The organism is Streptomyces sp. GQ60 (assembly GCF_059758875.1).
This window is the reverse complement of record NZ_JCAXEG010000002.1, coordinates 30,754-45,825: the sequence shown is the minus strand read 5'-3', so window position 1 is coordinate 45,825 and position 15,072 is coordinate 30,754. Positions and strand designations below refer to the sequence as shown.

General features: G+C 73.1%; 10 protein-coding genes. 6 read left to right on the top strand and 4 right to left on the bottom strand.

Annotated features, from left to right (window positions below; genetic code table 11):
• Positions 1–12: 12 nt before the first annotated feature.
• The 4 genes from AC6CKD_RS05280 to AC6CKD_RS05265 all read right to left on the bottom strand — a co-directional run bounded on the left by AC6CKD_RS05280 (position 13) and on the right by AC6CKD_RS05265 (position 4,749).
• Entirely contained in the window at positions 13–816 is an 804-nt protein-coding gene (locus AC6CKD_RS05280; protein ID WP_498325492.1) for a phosphatidate cytidylyltransferase, read from the bottom strand.
• Positions 813–2,576 carry an aminotransferase class I/II-fold pyridoxal phosphate-dependent enzyme gene (locus tag AC6CKD_RS05275; RefSeq protein ID WP_498325491.1) on the bottom strand — a complete coding sequence of 588 codons (1,764 nt, stop codon included), beginning with the start codon at positions 2,574–2,576 and terminating at the stop codon, positions 813–815. Before AC6CKD_RS05275 ends, AC6CKD_RS05280 begins: the two co-directional genes overlap by 4 nt.
• A gap of 172 nt (positions 2,577–2,748) precedes the next feature.
• Positions 2,749–3,321: a hypothetical protein gene (locus tag AC6CKD_RS05270; protein ID WP_498325490.1), complete on the bottom strand. Its 573-nt coding sequence runs from the start codon at positions 3,319–3,321 to the stop codon at positions 2,749–2,751.
• Between the two features lie 150 nt (positions 3,322–3,471).
• A complete protein-coding gene (locus tag AC6CKD_RS05265) occupies positions 3,472–4,749 on the bottom strand; it encodes an Nramp family divalent metal transporter (protein WP_498325489.1) in 1,278 nt (425 codons plus the stop codon).
• A 253-nt stretch (positions 4,750–5,002) separates the two neighbouring features.
• On the opposite strand from AC6CKD_RS05265, the gene AC6CKD_RS05260 reads away from it, so the two are divergent.
• The 6 genes from AC6CKD_RS05260 (at position 5,003) to AC6CKD_RS05235 (ending at position 15,068) form a co-directional block, all read left to right on the top strand.
• The gene (locus AC6CKD_RS05260) at positions 5,003–5,857 is read left to right on the top strand and encodes a maleylpyruvate isomerase N-terminal domain-containing protein (protein WP_498325488.1); all 855 of its coding nucleotides are present in this window, start codon (positions 5,003–5,005) and stop codon (positions 5,855–5,857) included.
• A gap of 204 nt (positions 5,858–6,061) precedes the next feature.
• Positions 6,062–6,595, top strand: coding sequence for a hypothetical protein (locus AC6CKD_RS05255; RefSeq protein ID WP_498325487.1), 534 nt, complete (start codon positions 6,062–6,064; stop codon positions 6,593–6,595).
• A 331-nt stretch (positions 6,596–6,926) separates the two neighbouring features.
• Positions 6,927–7,499 (top strand): snapalysin family zinc-dependent metalloprotease, encoded by a 573-nt coding sequence (locus tag AC6CKD_RS05250; RefSeq protein ID WP_498325486.1) that lies wholly within the window; start codon positions 6,927–6,929, stop codon positions 7,497–7,499.
• A 548-nt stretch (positions 7,500–8,047) separates the two neighbouring features.
• Entirely contained in the window at positions 8,048–8,902 is an 855-nt protein-coding gene (locus AC6CKD_RS05245) for a DUF4132 domain-containing protein (protein WP_498325484.1), read from the top strand.
• On the top strand, positions 8,899–13,881 hold the full coding sequence (locus tag AC6CKD_RS05240) for a hypothetical protein (RefSeq protein ID WP_498325482.1): 4,983 nt from the start codon (positions 8,899–8,901) through the stop codon (positions 13,879–13,881). The genes AC6CKD_RS05245 and AC6CKD_RS05240 overlap by 4 nt, the downstream gene beginning before the upstream one ends.
• Entirely contained in the window at positions 13,878–15,068 is a 1,191-nt protein-coding gene (locus tag AC6CKD_RS05235) for an ATP-binding protein (RefSeq protein ID WP_498325480.1), read from the top strand. Before AC6CKD_RS05240 ends, AC6CKD_RS05235 begins: the two co-directional genes overlap by 4 nt.
• Positions 15,069–15,072 lie beyond the last annotated feature (4 nt).

Sequence of the window (15,072 nt, the reverse complement as noted above, 5' to 3'; positions counted from 1 at the left end):
CCGCCCCGTAGCTCACTCCAGCACCAACAGCACCGCAAGAGCGACGAGGAGGGAGTCGATCCGGTCGAGGAGGCCGCCGGAGCCGGGCAGCCACCGCCCGGCGTCCTTGGCGCGGGCGCCCCGCTTGACCATCGACTCCAGTAGGTCTCCGAGCGGGCCGCCGATCGCCACGGCCACCGCCGTCTGCCACGTCAGGGAGGACAGCACGGCCAGCGTGAGGAGACCGGCCGCGGCCCCGGCCAGCGTGCCGCTCCACCGCTTGGCGGGCGACAGCGGGGAGAGCCGGGGGCCCCCGAGACGGCGACCCGCCGCGTACGCGACGATGTCGGCGATCGACACTGCCACGAACAGGACGAGGCCGAGGGCGCCGGACGGCACGAGGCCTGCAAGGGCGCCCAGCCACACGAGCCCCAACAGCCCCGCCCCCAGGCGGCGGAGTCCGTGTTCCGCGTCGCCCGAGAGCAACGGGACCCCGGCGATCGCAAGCGCCCCGGCCGCCGCCACGCGGAGCACCTCCCCGGGGGCCAGCCAGGCGGTCAGGACGAGGCCGACGATCGCCGCGCCCAGCACCAGCCGGTCCACCGGCCCCATCCGGAGCAGCCCGCCGAATTCCGCCACCGCGACCACACCGACCACGGTCGCGAGCACCGCGATCCCCGGTGGACCGAGCCAGAACGCGGAGGTCACCAGGGGCACTCCGAGCGCCCACACGCACCAGCGGACCATCAGCTCACGGCGCCGGGTCGCCGCCACCGCGACGCCTCCGACCGCCAGTGCCCCGCCGAGGTACGGCACGAGGCCGGCGACCGTCGTCACCGGGAGGCCCGCCCCGGCGCGCCCGACACCACTGCGGCCCGCTCACGCAGCGCGTCCAGGGCGCTCTGGCACGCCGCCACGATCCGCGCGTTCTCCGCCGTGTCGCGGACGGCGATCCGTACCGTCCGCCCCTCGTACGCCGGGGACATCGGCGACAGGTCACGCAGGAACACGTCGTGCCGCCGGCACTCGCGCACCAGCCGCGCCGCACTCGGCCCGTCCGGCGGCAGGGTCACGGTGAGGAAGTTCGCCACCCCCTCGTCGACCGAGGAGAACCCGTCCAACTTCTCCAAGTCGTACGCCAGCCCCCGGCGCAGCACATGGGTGCGGGCCCAGCGTTCCGCGTAGTAGGCCGGGTCGCGCAGCGCCGTCACGGCAGCCAGCTGGGCCGGCAGGCTCACGGGCCACGGCGGCGTCCAGCGCCGCAGCTCCCCGGCCGTCTCCGGAGCGGCCACCAGGTAGGCGGCCCGCATGCCCGACAGCGCGTACATCTTCGACAGCGAGGTGCAGACCACGACCCGGGCGTCGGTCGAGGCCAGCCCGGCCAGCGAGTCCTCCGGATCGACATAGCCCAGGTACGCCTCGTCGATCCACCACCGGGTCCGCACGGGCGAGCCCTCGATCACCGCGCGCAGCGCGTCGGCCGGGGCGTGGCGGCCGGTCGGGTTGTTCGGGTTGACGACGACCACGAGGTCATACCGTCCGTCGCGGGTCGCGGCGGCGAGCCGGGCCGGGTCGAGCAGCCAGCCGTCCTCCCGGCGCAGTGGGAGCCGGTCGACCCGGCAGCCGATCACCCGCTCGGTGACATGGGCGTACTCCCCGTAGCCCGGATCGAGCAGCAGCACCCGGCTTGACGGCGTCAGCCACCGGCCGAACGCCCTGAAGATCAGATCGGACGAGCCCGCCCCGACGACCAACGACTCCACCGGCAGCCCGCGGACCCCGGCGATCTCCGCGAGCAGTCCCTCCGCGCCCGTCGGCGGCGAGGTACGGGCCGCCCACCCCGGATCCTCCGAAAGGACCGCGCGGACCCCTGGAGACGGCGGGAACCAGGCGTCCAGCACATCCGCGGCGACCACCTCGTGACGGCGGGCAAGGGTCCGGAAGTCGGTGCCGATCGCCGAGAAGAACGCCCCGCCGTGCTCACAGCCGTCCGCGCGCGGTGCGAAGGGCACGTCGAGCCGCCAGTCGAGGCCCGTCCGCAGCCGCTCCAGGGTCCGGCCGTGGCGCTCCGCGACCGTCCTCGTCAGCTCGGCCACGGAGCCGCTCAAGACCTCGAACGACACCGCGCCCGAGCGGACCGTGCGCCCCACCGGCCGCAGCCCGGCGGCGAGGTACATGTCGAGCAGCTCCGTGCGTCCCATGGCCACCACCCGGCGGCCGCCCCGCGCCGCGACCCAGCGCAGCGCCGCGTACATGAGGAGCGGCGCCGCCGCGGTGGACCGCCAGTGCTCCTCGACCGTCAGGACGCGGATCTCGAACGGAGCCTCCTGCGTCAGGACCGGCAGCTCCTCACGCGTCAGGTACTTGTCGAGGGAGTAGCGGCCGACCCACGGCGGAGTGAGGCTGACGAAGCCGATGCGCGTCTCGCCGCGTGCGGCCACGAGATAGACGTTGTCACCGTCGAGTCCGTCGCTCAGCCTTCCCGACGGATCCACCGGATGCTGGCCGAGCTCCTCCGCGTAGACCCGGTGGCGCAGTTCATGGATCCAGTCGTGATCCCCAGGCGTGGCGGTGCGCAGCTGCAGGGCGTGGTCCATGCGTATGTCCTCCTGAGGCGGTCCGGCGTTCGCGCCCAGCATGGAGGAGTCCGATATCCAGCACCTGAGTACGCGTACTCAGCCGACCCGTGGGGGAGTTGGCAGAGGTCCAGGTCAGGCCGAGTTCACGGGCGGGTGACGCCCTCACCGCCCCGCTGGGCACGAGCCATCCTCAAGGGCGCACCGCTCGGACGTGGTCGGCCGAGAGGTGCAACTCGTAGGGCAGGCAACAGTCGGAGCAGAGGGTCGCGACGAGGGTCCCGCAGGCGCACACCTGGTTCATCCCACCGCCCGGGGTCGCTCCGCAGCAGGCCGAGGACGCGTGCCGCAGCTCCAGGCCGCGGGAGTCGTCCGGGTTGATGACGATGTTGCCCCGGGGGCCCTGCGAGACCAAGGGCTTGTTGTCCACGTTCCGGCGCTGCCCGAGGCGCGGCATCACCGGCCCGGGCACCTCGGCGACGACCAGCGGCGCACCGTAGGGCTCCGTCTCGATGGCGTAGCGGCCCGACGGTACGGTCGCGGGTGACGGCCCGGGCTCATCCGCCTCCCACCATTCGTAGTACGGAGCATCGGGAACTTCGGGCAGCCGTGTGAGTGGGCCCGTCAGTGGTATGCCACATGTCGCACACACGAACACCACCGCTTCAGCCTCTCCACCTCCGTCGGTGGTGTCAGCAGGCAAGGAGGCCTGCCTGCTGAGCTCCGGCTCGCCGCCGCCCTGGTCCTGATCTCGCTGATCGTGCACACGCTGACCGTACGCGGCGCGCCGCCAGGCGCCGGCGTCACCCCCGCCCGACCACGCCGCGACACCGTTCCGAGTCTGACCAGGCCCCTCGGGCCTCTCGTGGGTCGGCTCGCGCCGCCGCCGGGTCGTCACCCCCGGGACTTCGGGCCGCTACCGGAGCAGCTCCCGCAGTTGCTGGACGCACAGCACCACGAACAATAGGGCGGCGGCCCCGAGCATCGCGTTGCTCAGGAGGCCGTTGCGCCAGTCGGCCGGTGTGCGCGAGGAGTTGAGCAGCCACAGCAGCGTGAGGGCCAGGAAGGGCATGAAGAGCGCGCCGATCACTCCGTACACGATGATGAGCCCGAAGGGCTGGTCCAGGAAGAGCAGGCTGATGGGCGGGAAGGTGAGCCAGAGCAGATAGGCCCGGAAGGGCAGAGACTTCGCCGGGTTCGTCCCGGCTCGGGCGAGGGACGGCCGGAACTTCATGGCGAAGTCGGTGAACATCAGGCTCACGCCGTGCCAAACGCCGATCAGCGAGGTGAAGGATGTTGCGAAGAACCCGACCAGGAACAGCTTTGCGGTCGCCTGTCCGTACTGTTCCTCCAGAACGGCACTCAGGTCGAGCAGGCCTTTGTCGCCCTTCGCCAGCGCTACGCCGGACGAGTGCAGCAGCTCGGCCCCGACGATGAGCATGGCCACGACGAAGACGCCGGTAGTGAGGTAGGCGACGCGGTTGTCGAGCCGCATCACCTTGATCCAACTCGTGTTCGTCCAGCCCTTCGCGTTGACCCAGTAGCCGTACGCGGCGAGCGTGATCGTGCCGCCCACACCGCCGATCAGGCCGAGCGTGTAGACCAGCGAACCGTCCGGCAGGACGGGCACCAGGCCGGCGAAGGCGGCGCCGAGGCGGGGTGTGACGCGGATCGCGAGGTACACGGTGATCAGGAACATCACGCCGACCAGGACCGTCATGACCTTCTCGAAGACGGCGTACTGGTTGAACCAGACGAAGACCAGCCCGACCAGACCACACAGCACGGCCCAGAGCTTCAGGTCCATCGTGTCCGGGAAGAGCGCGGCCAGCGGGAGCGCGCTGGAGGACATCGCGGCGGCCCCGTAGACGAAGCCCCAGACGACGACGTACCCCGCGAAGTAGACGGTGGTCCAAGAGCCGAGGCTGCGCCAGCCGTCGAAGAGGGTGCGGCCGGTGGCGAGATGCCAGCGGCCGGCCGCCTCGGCGAGCGAGATTTTGACAAGGCAGCCGATGACCGCGGCCCACAGCAGGGTGTAGCCGAACTTGCTGCCCGCGATGAGCGTGGCAACGAGGTCGCCGGCCCCGACACCGGTCGCCGCCACGACGACTCCGGGGCCGATGGATCGCCAACTCGCTTTGCGTGGAGTGTGGTTCTCGCTCTCCACCGTGTTGGCCTGGGTGGTGTCTGCCATCGTGGCCGCCTTCCCGTTCGCCCCGTGAGTGACGGGAGTCACCAAAACGGTTCGGCGGCGGTTCCGCAAGAGGCCCTCTGCGCCGAGGGCTCCGCCCGATCGGAACGGGCTCGCCGCTGTGCTGCCCAGTCTGCTGGCGGTACTGCTGGAACCACGGAGCGGACGGCGATACGTGCCCGCGTGATCGCGAGAGCGCTACCGCACACGTACTACCCGGCGGTAACCTGCAGGCTCGTCCCAGCAGGGGAGTGGAATGAGTGCCGTCACGAGCTTCGATCCCGTCTCCGAGCACCACAAGGCCCGCGCCGCGCTGCGTGCCGCGATCCCGCGCCTGGTTCGTCTACTGCGCGACGTCCCCGACCTGCACGCGGACTCCGGTGTCCCGTTATGGACGGTGGGTGACGTCGGTGCGCACCTTGCCGCCGTGTACCTCGCGTACACCTCGGCCTCCTCCGGCGACGAGTCCACCGCATGGGCCGACGTGATGCCCCCGGGGGACCGGCCGTTCATCGACCGGGTAACGGCCATGAACGCCCAGTCGATCAGTCTCATCGCCGGTGAGGCGCGCGCTCGTCTGGGCGACTTGCTCGCCGAGCGCGGCCAGATGTTCCTGCGGGTCACTGAGGGCCTCGCCCCGGACACTCCCGTTTCCGCGCCTTGGTACGGGCAGGAGGTGACGCTGGCGACGGTGACCGTTCTGATGCTCAGCGAGAGCCTCGTGCACGGCCTGGACATCGCGCGGGGCGCCGCACTTCCCTGGCCCATCAGCCCGGACGAGGCCCGCCTGGTGATCGGCCAGGTGATGCCGGCGACGATGCCGTTGGCCCTGGACCCGGTGAAGGCTCAGGGCGTCAGCATCACGTTCGACCTCGCGATCAAGGGCGGCCCGCGGCTCGCCGTCGTCATCGACGACGGAAAGGCGGCGGTGCTCCGCGACGCCGCGCCGCGGACCTACGACTGCAGGATCACGGCGACACCGACCGCGTTCCTTCTGGTCGCCTTCCGGCGCACGCCGATCTGGAAGGCGATCGCACGCGGCCAGATGAGGGCCGGCGGCCGCAAGCCGTGGCTGGCCATGCGGCTCGGCCAACTCATAGCCACGCCCTGACCGGGGAAAACGACTCTGCCCTGCGAATACCTGCTCCTGCTCTGTCCCTCGCCAGGCCGCGGAAGCCTGCCTGACTCTCCGTAACCATTCCGGCGGCCCCCTCCCGGTCATCGCGCGGCCCATCGGCCGAATTCCTTCTGCTGAGTGCGAGATTCCACTGCGAGGCTACGGGCGTCCATCCGGATCGCACCAGACGGAGTTCCCATGAACCGAGTACGCCTTCGCCCCCTCTTACTGACCGCCGCCGCGGTGCTCGCCCTGGTCCCAGCCGGGCTCGGCGCTACGGCGGCGCAGGCTTCGCCCGCCACTTCGGCTGTTGCCCCGGCCGCCCCGGGCAGCAGTGACACCGAGACCGTCATCACGGGCACGACCGGCCTGAACCGGGGCGAGGCCTGGTATTCGCCCGACCGCCGGACCATGCTGATCCAGCAGTACGACGGCCACGTGGTGCTCTACCACGACAACGTCGCCATCTGGACGGCCGTGGGCAGCTACGGCTACGGGAACACCTTCTTCATGCAGGCCGACGGGAACCTCGTCTCCTACGACGCGGCGATGCGCCCGCTGTGGAACAGTGCCACCCACCATCACTGGGGTGCGCATCTGGCGATCCAGAACGGCGGGAACCTCGTGGTCTCTTACGGGTCCACCCCCCTGTGGTGGTCCAATTTCCGGCCGGGCGGCCCTGTGGATCCGGGCGACGACTGTACGCCGATGCCTGGCAGGCTCTGCCCGTAAGGCGAGACGCCGAGTGGCACCCCTGCTGCTGAGCGTGGGGGCCGGAGCCCTCGTCCACGAACACGGCCACCCGCTCGGTGCCGCGTCCAGGGACCGGGCCGGGCGTCGGTCCGCCCGCTGACACTGATCGCCCGCTGACCGGGCATCGGCTGGAGCGCCTGCCGAATTTGGCTGGCAGGTGCATGACGGGTTGGCGGGGTGCGGGGCTACCTTCTTAGGGCTCCGGAGGGGCGGCTGTCCGAACGTGCGGGCCACAGGCGGGCGGTGGCGGCGTCTCCAGTGCCCCGGCTCCGCCGAGGGGTCGGGCCCCCCACGCGTGAAGGAAGACGACATGTCTCTGGGCACCTGGCTGAAGGCCGGCACCGCTGCCGCCGCGCTGGTCCTCACAGCGGCAACCGCCGCGACCGCTGCACCCGCGCCCTTACCGGACGCCGCCACAGCGGTAGTGACGCTCCGTTACGACGACAGCCGGGCCGGCGGCTGGGAAGCGGCCGTCGCGGCCGGCGTCGCTTCCTGGAACGCGAACGTCAGTAACGTTCGCCTGGTGGAGGCCGCACCCGGGGTCCGAGCCGAGATCGTCATCGTGGCCACCACCGGCTGGCCGCAGGCCACTCTCGGTCCGGTCCGTCCTGGGCGACAGGTGCGAGTCGAACTCGGCGCGCAGGCCGTGAGCCAGGGGTACGACAAAACGCGCATCGCCGCGCACGAGCTGGGCCACAGCCTGGGCCTCCCGGACACCAAGCCGGGGCCGTGCTCCCAGCTGATGTCCGGGTCCAGCGCCGGGACGGCCTGCACCAACGCCGTGCCCAACTCGACCGAGCGGTCCCGCGTGCAGAACACGTACGCGAACGGGCTCGCGGCGACCGTGCCGGCCGACGGCCGGGTACTCATCGACGCCCCCTGACCGGCGGGTCGGCGGCTGGGCCGGTGCGGGGTCCTGGCCGGGACGGGACTGCCCCTGTCCGTGGCTGGTGCCCTCGGGCAGGCACGAAGTCGCACGTGCTGGCTCCGTAGATGAGCACGGTGTCGTGGTCGAGTACGCCTCCACACCCTTGAATCCGCCCACTGGGCGCAGCAGTCACACTCGGCCCCGCCGGGTGAGAGGGGATGCCGACGCGGGCCAAGTCCGCGTCGGCATCCCCTTCTTGTGTCTCCCGTGCGGCCCGGGGGACCGGGCGGCACGCCACGTTCGGCAACCGGCACGTTGCGTCCGGGGCGGTATCGCTGCCGCCGGCTCGACCGATGCCCGTGCCGGCATGGCGTGAAATGGCCACCCGGGGCGTCGCTCCGGACCCCCGCAGTCGTGATCCGCCCCTCCCTGAGGCGCTGCCGGAGGCATTGTCCGAGGCTGCGCCTAGAGTCACACCAACGTGATCGCGGCGGCGCTGCGACCGGGGGTGTGCCATGCCGTGCCATGCCCCGGACCAGGCCGTCTGACCGAGGAGACAGCACATGGGGTGGGTTCCGGCCGGCGACTACGAAGTCGCCCTCGACGACGGGAAAGTGGTCTGCCGCAATGCGGCGGGTCGCCGGCTGAAGACGGTCCCGGGGAAACTCGCGGACGACCCGGCCGTGGTCGGTCTGCGCCAGCTGGTGGAGTGGCTGGATCGGCACGAACGCCAATGCGTGGCCGACGTCGAGCGCTGGATGGTTCGCTCGCTGCCCGTCCCCGTCGCGGTCATCGCCCAGGTGTGGCAGGACACGGCCTGGCGCTCCGCGCTGCACGACCTCGTCGTCACGGGAGACGACGGCGAAGTCGCCGGATTCCTGCGTGACGCCGACCCCGTACGGGGCCTCGGCCTGGTCGACCTCGACGGCGACACGGTGCGCATCAGCCCCGAGCTGGTCCGCATCCCGCACCCGGTGCTGCTGGCGGACCTGGAAGAACTCCGCGAGTTCGCGGTCGAACTCACCGTGGACCAGCGGGTGCAGCAGCTCTTCCGCGAGGTCTGGCACCGCCCGGCGGACCTCGACCCGGAGACCGCCTCGGTCGACGACTACGCGGGCGGCGCCTTCAAGGAACTGCGGTTCCTGCACGGGCGCACCACCCAGCTCGGCTACCGGGCCCGCGGCGGCCAGGCGGTATGCCCGGTCGTCGAGGACGGCGCGACGGTCGAGGCGCGCATCTGGATCGGCGACTACGACGGCTACGAGCGGACCGAGACCGGCTCGCTGACCTGGACCGACGCCGCAGGCCGGGCACTGACCGCCGGACAAGTCGGCCCGGTCGCCTGGTCGGAAGGCATGCGCATGGCGGCTGCCCTGTACGCGGGACGCGACATCGACGACGAGGAGCAGGCGGCATGAACACCGACGACATCACCCGGGCCGCTGCCCTGCTGGACGCCGGGGCGATCCTGCGCACCGACACGGTCGCCCGTGACGACGCCGACACCCTCACCGCCCGCACCTACACCCACCCGGCCCTGGACGACCGGCGCGTGGTGCGCCTGGTCGCGGGCACCCTGGGCGAGGCCGAGGACCTGGCACTGGACTTCCTCGGCCTCGCCCGCGAGCCCGACGCCCCCGAGGTGGGGCAGGTGCGCCGCGAGACACTGGGTTTTCCCGCCTGGGCCCTGGTCAACGATCCGGCCAACGGCCACCACGCGCTGGCCCTGGTCAAGGACATGGAACGGCTGGCCCGTCAGGCCAAGTCCCGGGCCGGCGCCGCCAAGGACGGCTTCGAGGCACTCGCCACCCGGCTCGGTCGCGCCGTACCGCACTTCCTGCCGACGTTCTACGAGCAGGCCGCGCGCGTCTTCCTCCAGCACGACAACAGCACGTACGCCGCGACGCTCTTCGGCAAGGCGCGCGCCGCCGAGCGCGTCCACGGCCTGCCGGTCGACGAGGAGCGCCAACGGGCCGTCTTCTTGGAGTTCGCCTTCGCCGGGGCCCTGACCGTCAAGGCGCTCAAGGACCACGCGCAGGACCTTTCGCGTCGCCTCGACCCGGCCGAGGCCTGGGCGCAGTTCCGACAGCTCGCCGTCGAACGCTGCGCTGCGGGCATGGCACCGTACGCCGCCCTGCCGCAGGACGCCCGCGCGCTCGTCAAGGCCGCGGGCCTGGACCGGGAGACCACCGAGAGTGCCTTCGTCGGCGACCTGATCGGCTCACCGAGCATCGTCCGGGCACCCGCGTCGTTCTGGACCGCCTACCGTCCGACCCTGGTGGCGCTCGCCGCCGCACGACCGGAGATCCGCACCCGCCTGTTGGAGATCATGCCGACCGGCCTCGGCGACGACCGGAAGGCCGACGAGGCCTGGCTGTCGCTGCTCGCCGAGACGGGCGCGGACGCCCTGCTCACCGATGCGGAGAGCACGGACGGCGTCGACCCCGCGGACTGGCTCAGCCGCTGGGCCCTGCACCGCAAGCACGGCTCGTCCAGTTCGGAGCGCTGTGCGCGCACCCTCGCCCTCGTCGAGCGCATGGCCCCCCGCCTGCGCTCCGACGGCCGCCCCGTCGACCTCTTCCAGGGCCGCTGGCACGCGGGCGCCGACCTGGACCTGCTCGACGCCTGTGTGGCCTGGGGCATCCCCGTCACCGAACCGGCGGCGGGCGCCACCGTCCACCTGCCGCTGGAGCGCTGGATAGGCGACGACACCCCGGGCCGCCGCGACCTGACGGCCGTCGCCGGCCGTCCCCGCTTGCGCGGCCTGCTGTACGACGCGCTGAACGGCATGAACGGCCATCGCTCGAAGGACTCCGTGCTCGCCGCGATCGCCGCCCACCCGGTGCTCGGCGCGGTGCTCCACGACTGGCTGCGCGATCGCGCGGCGGAACTCACCGGGGCGGCGGGACTGCCCGGTTCGCGAGCGGCGCTGGGGCGTCTGTCGTCCTTCCGCGCGGTCGCCGGCCAGGTCAACCCGGAGGCCATCGCCCGGATCGCCGCCCACGACCTGGCGCCGGTCCTCGGCGCCACCCTGCGCGCCGGCGTTCTGGACGAACTGGGCTGGCCCGCTCTGGAGGAGACCTACCGGCGGCTCGACACCGACCGGACCGACCAGAACCACTGGATGGTGGTAGCCGAGGCCTGGCCCGCCCTGGTCCTCGCCAACCGCCACACGGCCGTCGTGGTCGGCCCCGAAGGGGTGCTGCTCGAACACGAGCTGCGCCTGCCCGCCGACCTGGACCGCTGGCGGCGCCCCCGCTTCCGGTACACCGACGGCGAACTGCTGGTCATCTGGGTGGAGGACGGCAAGCAGCGCGCGTACTGGTCGGCCCGCCCCGGCGAACCCTTCACCCTCGGCGGCGAGCAGCTGCCGCAGTGGTGGAACGGGCAGGAGGTCGGCTCCCCGTCGCTGCCGCTGCCCGGCGGCGGCCGCGCCACCGGCGGCCGCACCCTGCACGCGGGCGACACCACCCTGCCCTCCACCCGCCCCGTGCTCGGCGACGGCACCGGCCACTGGCGCCAGGGCAAGCAGGGCCGCGACCACTGCTGGGTCGAGTACGACCCGGCGGGCGGCACCCACGGGCGTGCTTCGCTGCCCGCCTTCCTGCAGTCGGGAATCCGCGACGGCGCCCGCCTCGTCACCGACGAATGCGAGGTCCTGCCGCTGCTCCCGGGCCTGGAGACCACGCCGTTCGGCACCGACGGCACCGTCCTGGGCCGCTGGGTGCGCACCGAAGGACAGGACCCCGACCGACGCGTCACCTCCGGGACCCCCGACGGGCGGACCGTCACCCTGGCCGTCGAGCCGGGCCGCCGGAACGACCCCGTACCGCTGGGCGCCCTGCGGGTGCCGGGCGGAGCCGCGCCCCTCGCCGCCGTCGTCGGCGGCACCGTCGAGCTCTATCCGGCGGGCGCCGTCACCACCGACGCGCTGGGATCGGTACCCCTGGGAGACCAGGGAGGCGAGTACGCCGCCGGCACCCGGTACGTCCCGCCGCCCGCGTTCTGGCACGCCCTGCGCCCGCGCGACGAGCGGGGCTCGGCCGCCCTGCGCGCGGTCACCGACGCGCAGATCGCAACCCTCCTCGACACCGTCGCCACGGCACTGGCCGGGCGGAAGGCCGCGGTCGCCGCCGACAAGTCGTACGACGGCCCCTCCGCGGACGAGCTCATCGAGGCCGCCGTCGCCACGGCGCTCCCCGCGCTGACCGACGCCCGGCTGCTCACCGGCGTGAGCGCGCTCGTGCGGACGGCCGCCCGCCATCGCGCCGACACCGCCGCGTACGTCGCACCCCCGCAGGACGAGCCGCACGGCGGGAAGCGGCACGGCGACGGCATGTACGCCGACCACCGGCCCCTCCACGGGGACGACACGACCCTGACGGCCGCCGTGGACGGGATCGCCGCGCCGGACAGATACGGCTACTGGGGGCGCGAAGCGAAGTGGAGCGCCCTCCAGCAGATCCTCTCCGTCAACCACGTCCTGTCCGGCAAGCCCGCCGACGGCAAGCCGCTGCCCGACCCCACCACGTTGCCGGCACTCGGCGACGGCTGGACGAGCGAGACCCACACCGTCCCCGGCATCGACCTGGCCTGGCTGCCGTTCCTGGACGTCCTGGGCCCCCTCGCCTACCGCGCCGCCGCCCCCACCACCACCGACGAACACCGGGAGGCGCTGGTCCTCCTCCTGGAAGCGGTCGCCACCGGCCCGCTCGCCAACCCCGCGGGCGCCCTGCGACAGGTCCTGCTGTGCGAGGAGGACAGCGAGGACCAGGTCGGCAAGAAGCAGCGGCTCGGCCAGGTGCTGCGCCGCGGCGACCGAACGGTGGTGATCCTCGGCCGGGAGCACACCCGCCGCAACGACCGCGTCCACTGGCTCGCCCTCGACCACGACCCGGAAGGGGCGTTCGGCCAGATCGCCGACTTCACCCACCACGAGGACCGGCGGTACACCCCCGCCCTCCCGCACGAGCGCCTGCTCCCGCTGATCCGCCTCGTCCGCGAGCGCGGCGCCGCGCCGTGGCGGCCCGAGGCGCCCGTCACCCTCGACGCCGCCACCGGCATCGGGCCCGCGCAGGCGGCCCTGCTCGTCGCGGCGGGGACCGGCGAACTCGATGCGTCCGGGCTGGCCCTGGTGGGCCTCAAGGCCCGGCAGGCCGAACGGGCCGACGCCCGGCTGAGCGCGCTCGGCGGCACCAACCGGCTGGCACTGCTGGACGCGCTGCTGCCCGCCGACCCCGCCGACCTGTGGGAGACCGGCCCCGACACCGCGGCGGCCGCCAAGACCTGGGCGGAGCGCCTGGGATCGCTGGTCCGGCTGCCGGAGGAGCTGGGAGACGTCCTGGCAGGCGTCTCCATCGCGTCGGCGGAAGCCGTCCTCAACCCCGGCCACACCGCGTGGATCAGCCGCACCACCCCGATGCGGCTCGACAAGGACGGCGACCTCGTGGCGGAGGATCCGGCCGCGGTACCTGGCCGCGGAAACCTCACGAGCGCGGTGGCGGCGCTCAGCGGGCTCGCCTACGGACTGCCGTACGGCCATCCGCTACGCGCCCACCTCCCGGCCGCACTCGCCGCGCTGCGCAGGCGCCTGGCCGACCCCGACCTCCTCCTCGACCTGGACGTGGAGTGGACGGAGAAGGGCACCGCGACAGCGGTCCCGCTGCGCACCGCCTACGGCCTGCCCGCGACGGGAGGGGCGGGAGCCGACGGCCTCACCCGGCTCGGGGATGCCCTCGTGCTCCGCCCCTGGTACGGCGACACCGAGATGACGTTGGTGCGTACGGCCGGGATCACCGGCGCGGATGATCCCGTCCTCGGGCTGCTCGAAGGGCTCGTCGGCCCGGGCCGTGGCCATTCCCTGGCCGCCGTCCGGACCCTGCTCGGCGACGACCTCGAACAGGCCGTCCTGGCCGGGTCGGCTTCCGGCGGCTTCACCGGCTACGCCCAGGACCCCGCCCGCTCGGTTCCGGAGCTGGTCGCCGAGGTGGCCGCGACCCACGGGCTGGGCGACGACGCGGCCGCGCTCTACCTGCAACTGCTCGCACTGCCCGACCCGACCGACCGCGACCGCGCGCGCTGGACCGGCTGGACGCCGGGCCGGTCGAAGAAGGCCAGGACCGAACTGGCCGCCACCGGCCTGGTCCTGGAGGCCAAGCGGTCCCGCGCGGGCCGGACCCTGTTCCTGCCCTGCGGCTGGCACGACTTCAAGGCCCCCGCCCTGCCGGTGGAGACCTGGAAGGAACCCCTCTACCCGCTCCGCGACCACACCCGGGCCGTGCCGCACCTGCCGGTGCCCGCCCTGTTCGCCCGCGCATGGGGCCGTGTCAAGGACGGCGACGCCCCCGCCTTCGAAGAACTCACCACCCGTGCCACCCGGAAGGGCCGCCGCCGATGACCACCGACACCACCGTTTCCGTACCCCCGTCCGTACCCCCGTCCGCCCGGCAGGTCAGCCCGCCCGAGGACCGCCACGCCACCGAACTGGCCTTCCTCGCCGCCTACGACAGCGGCCCCCGCCCGCCCGCCTGGCTGCTGAGCCCGCGCGCCGTCGTCACCTTCGTGATGGGCAGCGCGGGCGAGGCCCTGCGGCTGCCCGAGGGCGCCGCGGCGCCCGACGGCGTCCCCCGCAAGCTGGTGGTCGAGCAGAAGTTCGTCGGCGACCGCGCCCTGGTGGAGCGCTGCGTCGTCACCCTCGCCGGAGAACGCGGGCTGCTGCTCGTCGGCGAGCCCGGCACCGCCAAGTCGATGCTCTCCGAGCTGCTGTCCGCCGCCGTGTGCGGCACCAGCGGCCTGGTGGTGCAGGGCACCGCCGGCACCACCGAGGACCAGCTCAAGTACGGCTGGAACTACGCGCTGCTCCTGGCCCAGGGCCCCACCCGGCAGGCCCTGGTGCCCTCCCCGGTCCTCACCGCCATGACCCGCGGCGCGGTGGCCCGCGTCGAGGAGATCACCCGCTGCCTGCCCGAGGTCCAGGACGCCCTGGTCTCCCTCCTGTCCGAACGGCGCATCGCCGTACCGGAGCTCGCAGGCAGCGCCGACGCCCTCGCCCACGCCGCCCCCGGCTTCACCCTCATCGCGACCGCCAACCTCCGTGACAAGGGCGTCTCCGAGATGTCCGCGGCCCTCAAGCGGCGCTTCAACTTCGAGACCGTCGGGCCCATCGGCGACCTGGACGCCGAGACCGCCCTGGTACGCCGCCAGGCCCACGCGGCCGTCACCCGGGCCGGTGCCCCCTTCCAGGTGGACGACGCGATCCTCGAAGCCCTCGTGACCGCCTTCCGCGACCTGCGGGACGGGCGGTCGGCCGAAGGCTGGGAGGTCGAGCGCCCCTCCACGGTGATGAGCACCGCGGAGGCGGTGGCCGTGGCCGGCTCGCTTGCCCTTGCCGCCGCGTACTTCCCGGGCGACCGGGACGTGCTGTCCCTGCTCCCCGGCCACCTGCTGGGCGTGGTCCGCAAGGACGACCCGGCCGACGCCGCCCGGCTGCTGGGCTACTGGGACGGCGCGGTGCGCCGCCGCGCCGAGCAGGGTTCGGCGACATGGCGCACCCTGTGGGACCTGCGCCCGGCCCTGGAGAGCTGACGCC

Excerpts from the sequence above, each read along its gene's own strand:
- AC6CKD_RS05265 (WP_498325489.1), bottom strand. The coding sequence starts at position 4,749 with ATGGCAGACACCACCCAGGCCAACACGGTGGAGAGCGAGAACCACACT.
- AC6CKD_RS05240 (WP_498325482.1), top strand. The coding sequence starts at position 8,899 with ATGAACACCGACGACATCACCCGGGCCGCTGCCCTGCTGGACGCCGGG.
- AC6CKD_RS05235 (WP_498325480.1), top strand. The coding sequence starts at position 13,878 with ATGACCACCGACACCACCGTTTCCGTACCCCCGTCCGTACCCCCGTCC.
- AC6CKD_RS05255 (WP_498325487.1), top strand. The coding sequence starts at position 6,062 with ATGAACCGAGTACGCCTTCGCCCCCTCTTACTGACCGCCGCCGCGGTG.
- AC6CKD_RS05275 (WP_498325491.1), bottom strand. The coding sequence starts at position 2,576 with ATGGACCACGCCCTGCAGCTGCGCACCGCCACGCCTGGGGATCACGAC.
- AC6CKD_RS05260 (WP_498325488.1), top strand. The coding sequence starts at position 5,003 with ATGAGTGCCGTCACGAGCTTCGATCCCGTCTCCGAGCACCACAAGGCC.
- AC6CKD_RS05245 (WP_498325484.1), top strand. The coding sequence starts at position 8,048 with ATGGGGTGGGTTCCGGCCGGCGACTACGAAGTCGCCCTCGACGACGGG.
- AC6CKD_RS05250 (WP_498325486.1), top strand. The coding sequence starts at position 6,927 with ATGTCTCTGGGCACCTGGCTGAAGGCCGGCACCGCTGCCGCCGCGCTG.